The sequence below is a fragment of the Nostoc sp. 'Peltigera membranacea cyanobiont' 210A genome (assembly GCF_002246015.1).
Classification (GTDB): domain Bacteria; phylum Cyanobacteriota; class Cyanobacteriia; order Cyanobacteriales; family Nostocaceae; genus Nostoc.
Window position 1 is genome coordinate 1 of sequence record NZ_NOLJ01000022.1, and the last position, 14,183, is coordinate 14,183.

Here is a 14,183-nt window from a genome sequence, read left to right on the forward strand (position 1 = left end):
GTCAGACTGCTGAGTATGATCTCAGCCAGAACCTTGAAAACTGCATAGTAACGCGAAAAAAGCAGGCAGACACAGACATTATTTAGTTCTGAGTGCCCAGTGCTGAGTGCTGAGTGAAATCAGTAGGAAGTGACGAAGTAAGCAGAACTAACTATAAGTGATTGTGAATGCATTTGTTAAAAGACCAAAAATTTGAGTGGTCAAGCGAATAAGGGCTAACGGTGGATACCTAGGCACACAGAGGCGATGAAGGACGTGGTTACCGACGATATGCTCCGGGGAGTTGGAAGCAAACATTGAGCCGGAGATTTCCGAATGGGGCAACCCTATATACTACCTGCTGAATATATAGGCAGGAGAGAGCCAACCCAGCGAATTGAAACATCTTAGTAGCTGGAGGAAGAGAAATCAAAACAGAGATTCCCTCAGTAGTGGTGAGCGAAAGGGGAAGAGCCTAAACCAAAGGGTTTACCTTTTGGGGTAGTGGGACAGCAATATCGAATCTGGCGGTTAAACGAAGCAGCTAAATACTGCACCAAAGAAGGTGAAAGTCCTGTAGTTGAAAACTCAAGGATAGTAGCTGAATCCCGAGTAGCATGGGGCACGAGGAATCCCATGTGAATCAGCGAGGACCACCTCGTAAGGCTAAATACTACTGTGTGACCGATAGTGAACCAGTACCGCGAGGGAAAGGTGAAAAGAACCCCGGAAGGGGAGTGAAATAGAACATGAAACCGTTAGCTTACAAGCAGTGGGAGGACTATTTAAAGTCTGACCGCGTGCCTGTTGAAGAATGAGCCGGCGACTTATAGGCACTGGTAGGTTAAAGCGAGAATGCTGGAGCCAAAGGGAAACCGAGTCTGAAAAGGGCGAATATTATCAGTGTTTATAGACCCGAACCCTGGTGATCTAACCATGGCCAGGATGAAGCTTGGGTAACACCAAGTGGAGGTCCGCACCGACTGATGTTGAAAAATCAGCGGATGAGTTGTGGTTAGGGGTGAAATGCCAATCGAACCAGGAGCTAGCTGGTTCTCCCCGAAATGTGTTTAGGCGCAGCGGTAATGATTATATCTGGGGGGTAAAGCACTGTTTCGGTGCGGGCTGGGAGACCGGTACCAAATCGAGACAAACTCTGAATACCCAGAGCACACATTGCCAGTGAGACAGTGGGGGATAAGCTTCATTGTCAAGAGGGAAACAGCCCAGACCACCAGCTAAGGTCCCCAAATCATCGCTAAGTGATAAAGGAGGTGAGAGTGCACAGACAACTAGGAGGTTTGCCTAGAAGCAGCCACCCTTGAAAGAGTGCGTAATAGCTCACTAGTCAAGCGCTCTCGCGCCGAAAATGAACGGGGCTAAGCGATGTACCGAAGCTGTGGGATTAATAATTAACGATTAATCGGTAGGGGAGCGTTCCGTCGTAGGTAGAAGCAGTAGCGGCAAGCAGCTGTGGACGAAACGGAAGTGAGAATGTCGGCTTGAGTAGCGCAAATATTGGTGAGAATCCAATACCCCGAAACCCTAAGGTTTCCTCCGCCAGGTTCGTCCCCGGAGGGTTAGTCAGGACCTAAGGCGAGGCCGAACGGCGTAGTCGATGGACAACGGGTTAAAATTCCCGTACTGATTGTAGGTTGTGCAGAGGGACGGAGAAGATAAGTGTCAGCCGGATGTTGGTTACCGGTTCAAGCGTCAAGATGTTGAGAGACGGCGAAAACGTTTCGAGTTGAGGCGTGAGTACGACCCACTACGGTGGGGAAGTGGCATAGTCTAGCTTCCAAGAAAAGCTCTAAACACGTTAACTTACAGTTACCTGTACCCGAAACCGACACAGGTAGGGAGGTTGAGAATACCAAGGGGCGCGAGATAACTCTCTCTAAGGAACTCGGCAAAATGGCCCCGTAACTTCGGAAGAAGGGGTGCCCACCGTAAGAAGTGGGTCGCAGTGAAGAGATCCAGGCGACTGTTTACCAAAAACACAGGTCTCCGCAAAGTCAAATCGACGCAGTATGGGGGCTGACGCCTGCCCAGTGCCGGAAGGTTAAGGAAGTTGGTCAGGGGGCAACCTTGAAGCTAGCGACCGAAGCCCCGGTGAACGGCGGCCGTAACTATAACGGTCCTAAGGTAGCGAAATTCCTTGTCGGGTAAGTTCCGACCCGCACGAAAGGCGTAACGATCTGGATGGTGTCTCAGAGAGAGACTCGGCGAAATAGGAATGTCTGTGAAGATACGGACTGCCTGCACCTGGACAGAAAGACCCTATGAAGCTTTACTGTAGCCTGGAATTGTGTTCGGGCTTGGCTTGCGCAGGATAGGTGGGAGGCGATGAAGTATTCCTTGTGGGGAGTATGGAGCCAACGGTGAGATACCACTCTGGCGAAGCTAGAATTCTAACCCATGACCATTATCTGGTCAGGGAACAGTTTCAGGTGGGCAGTTTGACTGGGGCGGTCGCCTCCTAAAAGGTAACGGAGGCGCGCAAAGGTTCCCTCAGCACGCTTGGAAACCGTGCGGCGAGTGTAAAGGCATAAAGGGAGCTTGACTGCAAGACTGACAAGTCGAGCAGGTACGAAAGTAGGCCTTAGTGATCCGACGGCGCAGAGTGGAATGGCCGTCGCTCAACGGATAAAAGTTACTCTAGGGATAACAGGCTGATCTCCCCCAAGAGTCCACATCGACGGGGAGGTTTGGCACCTCGATGTCGGCTCATCGCAACCTGGGGCGGAAGTACGTCCCAAGGGTTGGGCTGTTCGCCCATTAAAGCGGTACGTGAGCTGGGTTCAGAACGTCGTGAGACAGTTCGGTCCATATCCGGTGCAGGCGTAAGAGCATTGAGAGGAGTCCTCCTTAGTACGAGAGGACCGGGAGGAACGCACCGCTGGTGTACCAGTTATCGTGCCAACGGTAAACGCTGGGTAGCCAAGTGCGGAGCGGATAACCGCTGAAAGCATCTAAGTGGGAAGCCCACCTCAAGATGAGTGCTCTCACCACTTTAAGTGGGTAAGGTCACCTGAAGAACACAGGTTAATAGGCGGTAGGTGGAAGTGCAGTAATGTATGTAGCCGAGCCGTGCTAACAGACCGAGGGCTTGACCTCAAAACTCTTTTGGTTTATTAATTGCTAATTCGTGTTACTTGCAGTCTTCAGGGTTTTGAAACTTCAAAGTTAAAATTCTTTTTTCTTCATTTTGAATTTTGAATTTTGAATTCCCCCAGGCTTTTCCTGGTGTCTATTGCGCGGTGGAACCACACTGAACCCTTCCCGAACTCAGAGGTGAAACGCTGCTGCGGCAACGATAGTTTAGGGGTAGCCCTACGCAAAAATAGCTCGATGCCAGGTTTTTTAATTCATACAATACCAAAAGCCCCACGCTCCACAGCCTGGGGCTTTTTGTTATGGTTGTGTGACAAAAAAACTATGCAATTAATAACTTATTCAAATTGATTTTTGTAGAGCGATCGCACTAACAGTTTATCGTAACTTTGGCGAACTATAAAAACACTAAGCTTAGGACATATTTATTTTATCGCCGTCCAGTCTTTGTCAGACATCGCCTCATTGCAGAAAACTGCATAATTAACGAATATTCGCTTGTTTATCGTCCAAAGGTGTAGCTTTATTAGATACTAAAATAATCTGAAAGCGCGTCTTATGACGAGAAAATACGGATTACACAAGTGTTTGCAGTTTGGACTGGCAGGGTTACTGGGCTGGTTAATTGTCAGTATCTTGACTGCTAAAACCCAGGCACAGCAAAGTAATATCGTACCCGACAACACACTTGCTTCTGAGTCCTCTCAAGTTATAGGCAACTTTCAGGGACACTCAAATTTAGGACAAGGGAATGCGGGAAATATCATTATAGATGCTCGTGAAAATGTTTTATTTGATGGGGCTAATGCTTATAGCGGAATTGGAAATGAAGCAGTCGGGAATGCTGGCAATATTTCTATTAAAGCTGGGTTAGTATCTTTGAGCAATAATACATACATGTCTGCTAGTACTAGTGGACGAGGAAATGCAGGGATTATTAATATCAATGCACGCGATAGTGTCTCTTTTGATCAAAAAAGCTACGCTTATAGCCTAACGACAACTGAAGGAATAGGAAAAAGCGGCAATGTCAACATTAATGCCAGGTCGCTGTCTGTGAAAAATGGTTCACAACTGAGTGCTAGCACTTTTGGACGGGGAGATGCTGGTAATGTAAGCATTAATGCTAGCGATACAGTACATTTTGATGGAGCAGACAGTGTGGCTTTCAGCATATCAGGATCGGGAGCGGTAGGTAAAGCTGGTGGCATCAATATCACTACTGGGTCAATTTTTGTCACTAATAATGCAAGAATATTAGCCATTACTAGTGGACGAGGAGATGCAGGCAATGTGAATATCAACGCCAGTGATATAGCCTTCTTTGATATGGGAAGCCAAGCCTTTGCTCTTGTAGATGCTAGAGGAGTGGGGAAAGCAGGTACGATAAACATCAACACTAGAAAGCTCTCTGTGAACAACGGGTCACAATTGAGTGCCAGCAGTTTTGGTCAGGGAGATGCTGGTAATGTAACCATTAATGCTAGCGATACAGTACATTTTGATGGAGCAAACAGTGCGGCTTTCAGCATATCAGGAGCAGGAACGGTAGCCAAAGCAGGTGGTATTAACATCACCACAGGATTACTGTCTGTTACAAATGGTGCTTTTTTGACTACTAGCATCCTTGGACAAGGAGATGCAGGTAATGTGAGCATTGATGCTCGTGATACAGTTGTTTTTGATGGTATAGGCAGTAATGGATTAAATAGCGCGGCTCCAACGCCTTTCAAGGGCGCGGTGGAAATGTCGAAATTAACTCGCAAGGTATCTTCGGTATCGAAGCGCGTCCAAAGCCAACTGAAAAAAGCGATATTACTGCCAGTTCCGAATTAGGTGTTTCAGGTACGATCAACATTAACGTACCTAATACCAGTTCTATCCAAAATAGCTTCACCGAATTACCTCCAGTCATCGACGCCAACGCACTCATAGCCAATAGTTGCATTTCACGCGGCACAAAGCGACAAGAAAACTCTTTTACTATTACAGGTTCCGGTGCTTTAACCACTAATCGTCCTGGTGTTTTGGTTTCTACCTACACAACTGGTGAGGTGAGAGGTGTCGAAACTACATCCCGTCCCTGGAAGAAAGGCGATCCGATTATCGAACCTACTGGTGTATATCGGCTGAATAATGGGCAGTTGCTATTGAGTCGAGAATGTTCTTAATTTTGGATCAAGTCGAGCTAAAATCATGACGGGAAGAAGCCCATAACTCCTAAATATGTGTCTCTATGCAAGATGCATACATGGTTCACACAGATGATAAAAATTACAACTTTTAACAGTGCCGGTAAATTTACCGCTCTTTTGTTTTTGATAACTCTCTTCCTCACGCCTTGTGTGATTGTAAATGCAGGAGAACGTGGTGTATTAATGAAATTTGGCGAAGTACAAAACCAGATATTAGGAGAAGGACTTCACTTAATTATTCCTGTAGTGAATACTGTGAAAAAGTTGAGTATTAGAGTCCAAAAACAGGAAATTTCTGCTGAGGCTTCTTCCAAAGATTTACAAAATGTTTTCGCCGATGTAGCTCTAAATTGGCATATTATTCCCCTGGAAGCAAATGCCATTTTTCAAGAAATTGGAGATGAACAAAATGTAGTTATTCGGATTATTAACCCAGCCGTTGAAGAAGTACTCAAAGCTGTAATAGCAAAGTATACTGCTGAAGAAATTATTACTAAACGAGGAGAAGTCAAAAGTGGAGTAGATGATGCCTTGTCCACACGACTACTTAGCTATCACGTTGCAGTTGATGATATTTCTCTAGTTCATGTCCATTTTTCAGAACGATTTGGTGAGGCGGTGGAGGCGAAGCAGGTTGCTGAACAAGAAGCAAAACGAGCAGAATTTATCGCATTGAAAGCAACAAAAGAGGCTGAAGCAAAAGTGAATTTAGCCAAAGGAGAGGCTGAGACGCACAGATTATTACGTGATGGTTTAACTCCAGAAATTCTGCAAAGGCAAGCAATAGAAAAATGGAATGGTAAGCTGCCATTAATTGTAAGTAAAGAGGCTCCAAAATTGTTGAATTTAAGTGAATTTTTAAAATTTGATGAGAATTGATCTTCTTGTTCGCTGATTTACTCTCCATCCAGAGACTCAAAACCCCGATTTTTTGAAATAGTATGGACGTATAGAGGTGCGGCCATACTATCGATTCCTTTGTAGAAAAGTGATAAACTAAATTAACTGTTGGAGAATAAAATGGGAGAATCAAGAATCTTCAACTGGATCAATAGCATAATCAACAGGGTATAAACTGTTGAAGAAATTAGACCTGTGAACAATTCTTTTTTAAGGTTATGCTCTTGAGGTTCTTTTTGAAAAATGTCCTTAGAACCGAATTGCATCAAGAGAATTCCCACAATATTAGAGAGCCAGTATCCGATAATTGAGCAAGGTAGAAGTAATTTTGGGGAAAGTAAACTACATGCATACCCAAAACCATAAGCTATGGGCAAATTAAATAGTAGGTCATTCCACCAACATAGTGGTGACAACAAATATCCCAGTACCAGAAAAAATCCACCTCTGAGTTTTTTGAAAATGTCTTTTTTGAATTCTACTGGAGTAGACTGTTGTAACTGATCTATTCCTGTGTCTCCTGTTACATTCAACTCTTGACTAACGTTTTGGACGCTTTCCATAAAAACCCACTATTCCTATCGTCTTAGTGTAGTTTAATATATAAATTAAATTAACGTCTAGTACACGAGTGATAACATTTTGGCTTTTTGATGCTGAAAGTTTTACCACAGAATAGTTTCAGCAAAATTGAGGTTTAAATCAGCTACTTAACAATATCTGATTTCTATCCAGAGACATATCAGTTAGTTCGCTTCTTGCAGAATCTGGGTTTTATTTCGGTATCTGAGCAAAACAGAAAAATTTATACACACTTGAGACAATTAACGTTATTTGTCGCTTAATAAGTTTTAAAATCAAAATACCTCTTCGTAGATCATAGCACACGATGAGTTCCAACACCGATACTGCGATCGCCAGAGCTTCATTAAGTTAGGGTGGGTGGATGTTGAGTTGCAAAATTTTTATGTTTTTGCATCTAGCAAGGGCAGAAATTTTAACTAATAATAGCTACAATAAAAATGCTGAGGCATCTTAATCGAAAAATGACAGATTTAACTTCAAATAGCACCTTTTTAATAGCAGGAATTGTTTTTATAACGATTGCTGTGATCGGGCAATCTAAATTAGCTTTTATTGAAATCAATCCCGGTTTTTTTGGGAGATTTCTGGCTTTAATTATTGGGATTTCGAGCCTATTATATGCTTTGGGATTACTCAATTTTTCTGCCGTAAACCTTGACTTATTAAGAACTTCTCTGACAGAGCAAATAAAACAAAGCATAAGTTCAATTAATGAGCTTTTGCAAGGTTCGTAATAGGTCTCAAAAATAATTTTTTGGCTCCATTTAAATACTTTTGGGTTAAGGGTAAAAGGTAGAATTCACCCCTTAACCTTTGAAAATAATACTAATAATATGCTCCGACAGGACTGTAAGTCAGGCTAGCCATTACTAATAAAGTACAGCTTTATCGAGGTTAGGTTAAGCTGTACCTCCTCCTTGCCTTTGCCAAAACTGCCGTAAAATCTCCCCTGGCTTTCTATCCCAGGTGTCGATATGCTCATATATCAAATTATCTTGATTGAGTTTATATGTTGAATAGCCATTAAAAAGCAACCCTGCTTTCCAGGGAACGCGCAACACTCCCCGCACCGTCCACTTTGCTAAAATCGTGTCTTCGGCTGACTGATAAACCTCATGTACATCAAAGTGAATTTGGGTAAAAAATAGCCGAGCGTGAAATCGTAAAGTCCAAAATATAATGCGATAATTAAATTTGTATTTGAATGTATTCACCGGATCTTTAAAATAGATATCCTGTGTATAGATGTGATATGAGATATCTTTTTCAAAAAGTTTTGGTAAATCCTCTTTTAAAGTCTTAATTACCTTTTCCACTGGCAATTGATATTCCACGCAGCTTTTCCCTTAAAAAATCTTTTTTAACAAATTTTCCACTCCTGACCAAATTGAAGATGTCTTCTTGTGACTCACGCCATCTGCACTCAAATCTAATAGAGTGGGAAATGATGCAGACTTAGCATAAGGCCCATTGCGCAAAACTTTAGCAAGAGTATTGTTATTCTCGCGCAAACCTTCGTAAAAAAAGAATACCTCTCCTTGAATGCCAATTTGACGATTGTATTCAATTGCCTGCACCAAATATTCTGGACTAATACAGTAAGAGCCAAGCTTCATCAGTATTCCTGGTGCTAACTTGGGCAGTATCGCATCTGTGAACTGCTGGTTTACAAGTTTCTCAGCGATCGCCTGATAACTCCTAAAGTCACGGCGATAAATCTGCGGCTGAATCATATCAACTATCCCCCGCTTCAGCCATGCGGGCGAGTCTTGCAGATATTCCTGGAATGCCCAATCATAGATATTAGGTGCGACCGCAACTAATAAATTAGGATTTACCGCTTTCACCTCCCGGTAGAGACGCGCCAAAAACTCAGTCAGAATATCTGCACGCCACTGTAACCATTGCCTATCTTTGGGGTTATGTGGTGGATTGCGATCGAATTCCTGGCGATAGCGGGTGACAGTTACCTCATCATAGCCACCTTCAGAGGGTAATGCTGGCAAGCGATCGTCTCCTTGAACACCATCCACATCATAATTCTTTACAACTTCCAGCACCAAGCTCAACAAGAATTCTTGCACCTGTGCATCGAGGGCATTCAACCACTCAAAGCCGTTTTTCTTCAGTAAGTTGCCGTTACAATCACGCGCAGCCCATTCCGGTTTTTTCTGTAAAAGTACACCACCATTCAAATTGTAGGAACTGGCAAAACCATATTCAAACCAAGGAATAACTTTTAACCCAACTCGCCGCGCCTCAACTACCACCTCTTCTAAAGGGTCACGGCCTACAGACATAGGGTCAATTTCGATTCCAAAGGTCTGCTGCATTATTTGGCTAGGATATAAAGTTACTGCCTTATTCCAAACAACTGGAAACACCACATTAAATCCCATCTCGGCCAGGAAATCCATCGCCTCGGCAATGCGTTCCTTCGATCTGAGAACTTTACTATCAGTAGTAGTCAGCCAGATACCACGGGTTTCTATTATTGCCATTTCTATAAATTGAAATTCTTGGCACTGCACCATCTAAACATTGACTAGCCGACGATACCGCGCCTGTATTATTGTGTAAATCCCATAGGCAACTAAACCTAGTGCCACAATACCCAAAAGCCATGCTCCATTAGGCTGTTGGGCTAGCGTCTGTAATACTTCATCCAAACCTTCTGCGGTAGCTGCGTCCGATTGCCTTGCAGCTTCAATTAAAAACCAACCGATAATACAAAATACTATACCTCGTGCCGCTAAACCAAATCTGGAAATCCTCATTACCCATTGGGCTTCTGTGTTGCTTAACTCAGTTAAATTGAGTTCTTTACGAAATTTGCCACTAAAAGCTTGATAAAACTGATAGAAACCTAGAGCAATTACAAACGCCCCCACAGTTCCAACTAACCATTCACCAAAGGGTTGAGAAAGCAAACGTGCTGTCGAATCTTCAGTAGAATCACTACTATTTTTTCCGCTGCCTGTACCCGTAACGATTTTCACAGCACTTAAGGCTAAACTTGCATAAATCAAGCCATTAACTGCGTAACCAATTCGCACTGCCAAACCTTTGGCATCATTACCTTTATTTTCTGGGTCTTTAATTGCCTGTACAAAACGCCAGATTACGTATCCAATCAAGCCAATTGCAACTAAAGCCAGCAAAAATTTACCAAATGGCTGGTTGACGATTGTTTGGAGAGCGCCTTGGGTATCAGTTGTTTTACCACCCCTACCAAAAGCCGCCTGTGCTGCCAGTAGTCCAACTATACCGTAAACTACTCCCTTGGAAACATAGCCAAATCGTCCCAGTCGCTCAACCCACAATGAAGCATGGTTTGTCAACTGTTGTGTCATGGTAGTTGGAGAAAATTATTATATCTACCTTTTACCAAAATTTACCCACAATTCACATCTACCCCAAGGCAAATTGTCTAATGTTTTTGCAAAAAATCACTATCGGAATAATGTCTTTCAATAGATGTGTGGCCGATCAAAATAATATTACAGTTGCTAAGTACATTATTATTTTGTGTTTTTTAATGCTAAGTCTGGAGTAATTATGTCTTTAATAGAAATGTCTTGGAAACACGAATATCTAACTACCAATGGGGTAAAACTACACTACGTTACCCAAGGTGAAGGCCCTTTAATGTTGATGTTGCATGGGTTTCCTGAGTTTTGGTACTCTTGGCGGCATCAAATACCAGAATTTGCCCAAAATTTTAAAGTCGTCGCTCTTGACTTGCGTGGCTACAACGATAGTGATAAACCAGATGAGCAATCCGCTTATGTAATGGATGAGTTTATCAAAGATGTTGAGGGAGTAATTAAAGGATTAGGATACCAAAAATGTGTATTAGTTGGACATGATTGGGGTGGTGCGATCGCTTGGAATTTTGCATACACTCACCCCGAAATGTTAGAACAATTAATTATTCTTAACCTGCCTCATCCTGCCAAATTTGCCCAAGGGTTACGCACTCCCCAACAGTTGCAGCGAAGTTACTATATTTTTCTCTTTCAACTACCTTGGATACCAGAATTATTCTTACAATTTTCAGACTACCAAGCAATTGAAACAATTTTCAAAGGTACAGCAGTTAACAAAAGTGCTTTCACTAAAGTGGATATTGACGCATATAAAGATGCTGCTGCAAAACGCAGTGCTCTCACAGCAATGTTGAACTACTACCGCAATGTTTTTCAGCAGAGAATGCTAAATCCAAATTGGGGCATTCTGGAAGTGCCAACACTGATGATTTGGGGAGAAAATGACACCGCACTTGGCAAGGAACTAACCTACGACACCGCAGCTTATGTCAGAGATTTTCAAATCAAATACATTCCTAATTGTGGTCATTGGGTGCAGCAAGAACAGCCGGAATTGGTTAATCAGTATATGCGAGAATTTCTGAGGACTTAATCTAAACCATCAATTGATAAGTATAAATACTTCTCTAACTAGCTATAGCAAGTAGCACCAGTTTTTACTTTTAATAAGATTTAATAGTGATTTAATACTGGCATTTTTTCAGTAGTTTTTGGTAAAAATCGCCAAAAAATCGAAATTAATGGCATTTTTGACATCACTTTTATCGGTGTTTCAGATCGCAATTAACTTGTCAAAAGATAGATTGTCACAAGATACATTGACCTCACGAAGTTTAGTGAGATAATAGAGCTGTGAGGGACAGAACGGACGCAACTCGATTATTAAGGGGGAAAATTTATGAAACTCCAGCTATTAGCGGCCATGGCCTTAGCAACACCCCTATTTTTCGCTAGCTCGGTTAGAGCCGAGAATCCACAGGATTTACAAAAGCTGCTTTCAACTGGGGAATGTGTTAAGTGCGAACTATCAGGAGCTAATCTTAGTGGCGCTCATCTAATTGGTGCTGACTTGAGAGGCTCGAAGCTCCAAGGAGCTAACCTTGTAGGAGCTAACCTCGAAGGTGCTGACTTAACTGGTGCAAACTTGGCAGGTGCTAACCTAACATCTGCTTATGTAACCAATGTCAATTTGAAGCAAGTTAATCTCAACGGAGTAAATTTTACTCGTGCTACGATTCACGATTCTAATGTGTATCAAGCATCAATGAACGATCTAAATCTTACTGATGCGGAAATATTTAACACTGGAATCGGGATTGGTGGAGAAGACGCTGAAATTCCCGATTGGAAATAGACTCAACTGAGTACACAGGTTAAAACAATACAACATAGGTTTTGGCGGGTTTGAAATCAAATAAACTAGTTTTTTGCCAGAATTATCCTTAAAACCTGCCTCTACAAAAATATTAAAATAAATGAAACCCCTCTGCATTGTAATCACTTTACTATGGCAAAAGCAGAGGGGATTTCTTTTTGCGATCGCGCTAATATCCACACAAAAAAGTGCAATCAAAATCTGAAAAGCTTTGTTATTTTCCGTCAGAGGACTTTACTTTGTGAAAGACCCGAAACGCGGAGATATTCAAAATTATCCCTAGTGTTACCTTTAGTATCCTTGGTGGAACAATACCGACAAGCATTCCTCCAATTATGGCTCCAATTACCGAGCCAACTCCCATAGGCGCTATAGTATTGCCCAAAACTGTACGATCTGCAAATGCACCTCTACTAGCATATCTGATAACCCCTACCAGTACAGTTGGTAAGCTAACTATAAGACTGGCTGTACCTGCTGTTTTAATATCTGCACCAAAAGCAAAAACAAGTGTTGGGATGATCACTTCACCCCCTGCAACCCCAAGTAAACTGCTTACTAGCCCAATTGCTAGACCAAATAAAATACCTGCTGGAATACGCCAACTTAAAGCAGGTGGTAAAAGAGCTGGTATTTGTTGAGGTAGAAAACCCTCAACTATTAGGGCAATGCCAATCACTACTAATAGCACTAAGATGATACGCTCAAGCTGTTCGTTTGAGAGCCTTCCCGCGATCGCTGCTCCGAAAAAGGCTGTGATCACCGCTCCAGCTATCAACGAGAAAACCACAGGAAGTAATGGAATAACTTGACCAAAAGAAAGCGTACTGCCCCGAATTGTCAGGGAAGCAGCGATCGTAATCAAGCTGACAGCTAGATTCAAAGGTACAGCCTGCCGCACTGAATAGTTCAATGTGCCAGCAAGGACTGGCAGGCGAAACTCTGCACCCCCTAAGCCAATCAGCCCGCCTAATACCCCAATCGGCACGGCGTAGAGAAAGGATAATCGGAAACGACGAACTTGCAAGCTTGTAGTTGTAGGCTCCAGCGCAGACAAGTTATTCTTTTTCATTAATTTACTGTTAGGTGCTTTTCTCGTTAAAGCTATATATATCAGGATTTATCAGGTAATCTTTCACTTTTTCGCCTGAATCGGCTCCCGTTGGCGAAATTGCCCATTGATTTGGCACGATTTTTGCATAAGAGTATTTTGACCTCTCCATAGCTGACAAAATATCACTAAAGACTTATGCAACAACAGCGAAGATCGAGTAAGAAGAGTTTGCGATCGCTTGATTACTTGAATGTGTTTCTCGCAGATGTACGTGATGGTGTTGGGCCATATCTGAGTATTTACCTGAAAGCTTCAGCAAATTGGAACCCAGCCCAGATTGGCATGGCAATGTCAGTTTCGACAATTGCCACAGTTATTGCCCAAACACCAGCTGGTGCATTGGTTGACAGGCTACGTCAAAAACGGATGTTGATTGTACTGGCGGCTGTGTTTGTTTCTATCGGCTGTATTGCTATGGGCTTGTTCCCCAATTTGCCTGTTGTCATTGGCTCTCAGATTATGATTGGGATTGCTGCTGCAATTTTCCCACCTGCGATTACTGCTATTACTCTGGGACTCGTAGGACATGAGAGATTAGATAGGCGGGTAGGTCGTAATGAAACATTTAACCATGCAGGTAATCTGCTAGCTGCAACTCTCGCTGGTTTAGCAGGTTACTTTATTGCACGCAAGGCAATATTTTTCCTGGTTGCAGCTATGGCTGTGGGCAGTATTATTTCAGTGAGGATGATTCGTGAAAGAGAGATTGACCACGAATTAGCGCGTGGAGATGGTGAAGAGGGCGAAGAAGGCCAAGAGGAGGATAATGAAAAACATCAGCAGCCATCTGAAGGCATATTGCAATTATTAAGCGATCGCCAAATCTTATTCTTTACTATTGCAGTCGTTCTGTTTCACTTTGCCAATGCTGCTATGTTACCGCTAGTTGGTCAAGAATTGGCACAGGGTAAAGGGACAAGTGACACAGTTTATATGTCTGCTTGTATTATTGTGGCTCAGTTATCGCTCTTCCATCAGTCTTGGGAAAAGCAATCGCTGCAAGGCTTACGAGACTTCGGTTTTCAGGTTTTAGCTAGATTTTTGAATTTATATTAGAAAATAAAGCCTCAAACCTTGATTGGGTGATAGTT

General features: G+C 42.7%; 12 protein-coding genes and 2 rRNA genes. 9 read left to right on the plus strand and 5 right to left on the minus strand.

Going from position 1 to position 14,183, the window contains the following annotated elements; all coding sequences use genetic code 11:
- Positions 1 to 198 precede the first annotated feature (198 nt).
- The 5 genes from CDG76_RS35515 to CDG76_RS35530 all read left to right on the plus strand — a co-directional run bounded on the left by CDG76_RS35515 (position 199) and on the right by CDG76_RS35530 (position 6,167).
- Positions 199 to 3,096 (plus strand): 23S ribosomal RNA (locus tag CDG76_RS35515).
- Positions 3,097 to 3,221: 125 nt separating this feature from the next.
- Positions 3,222 to 3,339: ribosomal RNA gene (rrf, locus tag CDG76_RS35520) — 5S ribosomal RNA — on the plus strand.
- A 312-nt stretch (positions 3,340 to 3,651) separates the two neighbouring features.
- Positions 3,652 to 4,929, plus strand: coding sequence for a hypothetical protein (locus CDG76_RS35525; RefSeq protein WP_094353502.1), 1,278 nt, complete (start codon positions 3,652 to 3,654; stop codon positions 4,927 to 4,929).
- A 191-nt stretch (positions 4,930 to 5,120) separates the two neighbouring features.
- The gene (locus CDG76_RS38025; protein ID WP_190241093.1) at positions 5,121 to 5,264 is read left to right on the plus strand and encodes a hypothetical protein; all 144 of its coding nucleotides are present in this window, start codon (positions 5,121 to 5,123) and stop codon (positions 5,262 to 5,264) included.
- Positions 5,265 to 5,357: 93 nt separating this feature from the next.
- The gene (locus CDG76_RS35530; protein ID WP_094353503.1) at positions 5,358 to 6,167 is read left to right on the plus strand and encodes a prohibitin family protein; all 810 of its coding nucleotides are present in this window, start codon (positions 5,358 to 5,360) and stop codon (positions 6,165 to 6,167) included.
- A 122-nt stretch (positions 6,168 to 6,289) separates the two neighbouring features.
- Here the strand turns inward: CDG76_RS35530 and CDG76_RS35535 are convergent, their stop codons facing one another.
- On the minus strand, positions 6,290 to 6,751 hold the full coding sequence (locus CDG76_RS35535) for a hypothetical protein (protein ID WP_094353504.1): 462 nt from the start codon (positions 6,749 to 6,751) through the stop codon (positions 6,290 to 6,292).
- Positions 6,752 to 7,234: 483 nt separating this feature from the next.
- Between CDG76_RS35535 and CDG76_RS35540 the strand changes: the two genes are divergently transcribed.
- Positions 7,235 to 7,507, plus strand: coding sequence for a hypothetical protein (locus CDG76_RS35540; RefSeq protein WP_223265542.1), 273 nt, complete (start codon positions 7,235 to 7,237; stop codon positions 7,505 to 7,507).
- 165 nt (positions 7,508 to 7,672) lie between these two features.
- On the opposite strand, the gene CDG76_RS35545 is transcribed toward CDG76_RS35540, so the two are convergent.
- The 3 genes from CDG76_RS35545 to CDG76_RS35555 are packed head-to-tail and all read right to left on the minus strand — an operon-like array spanning position 7,673 to position 10,126.
- Complete coding sequence (locus CDG76_RS35545) at positions 7,673 to 8,107, minus strand: DUF2358 domain-containing protein (protein WP_094353505.1); 435 nt, start codon at positions 8,105 to 8,107, stop codon at positions 7,673 to 7,675.
- 12 nt (positions 8,108 to 8,119) lie between these two features.
- On the minus strand, positions 8,120 to 9,274 hold the full coding sequence (locus tag CDG76_RS35550; RefSeq protein WP_094353511.1) for a glycoside hydrolase family 10 protein: 1,155 nt from the start codon (positions 9,272 to 9,274) through the stop codon (positions 8,120 to 8,122).
- 33 nt (positions 9,275 to 9,307) lie between these two features.
- Entirely contained in the window at positions 9,308 to 10,126 is an 819-nt protein-coding gene (locus tag CDG76_RS35555) for a DUF1206 domain-containing protein (RefSeq protein ID WP_094353506.1), read from the minus strand.
- 205 nt (positions 10,127 to 10,331) lie between these two features.
- Between CDG76_RS35555 and CDG76_RS35560 the strand changes: the two genes are divergently transcribed.
- Positions 10,332 to 11,195 carry an alpha/beta fold hydrolase gene (locus CDG76_RS35560; RefSeq protein WP_094353512.1) on the plus strand — a complete coding sequence of 288 codons (864 nt, stop codon included), beginning with the start codon at positions 10,332 to 10,334 and terminating at the stop codon, positions 11,193 to 11,195.
- A 306-nt stretch (positions 11,196 to 11,501) separates the two neighbouring features.
- Complete coding sequence (locus CDG76_RS35565; protein ID WP_094353507.1) at positions 11,502 to 11,957, plus strand: pentapeptide repeat-containing protein; 456 nt, start codon at positions 11,502 to 11,504, stop codon at positions 11,955 to 11,957.
- 235 nt (positions 11,958 to 12,192) lie between these two features.
- On the opposite strand, the gene CDG76_RS35570 is transcribed toward CDG76_RS35565, so the two are convergent.
- Positions 12,193 to 13,050 (minus strand): sulfite exporter TauE/SafE family protein, encoded by an 858-nt coding sequence (locus CDG76_RS35570; protein WP_094353508.1) that lies wholly within the window; start codon positions 13,048 to 13,050, stop codon positions 12,193 to 12,195.
- 177 nt (positions 13,051 to 13,227) lie between these two features.
- On the opposite strand from CDG76_RS35570, the gene CDG76_RS35575 reads away from it, so the two are divergent.
- Positions 13,228 to 14,148, plus strand: a complete 921-nt coding sequence (locus CDG76_RS35575) for an MFS transporter (RefSeq protein ID WP_094353509.1) — start codon at positions 13,228 to 13,230, stop codon at positions 14,146 to 14,148.
- Positions 14,149 to 14,183: the final 35 nt, after the last annotated feature.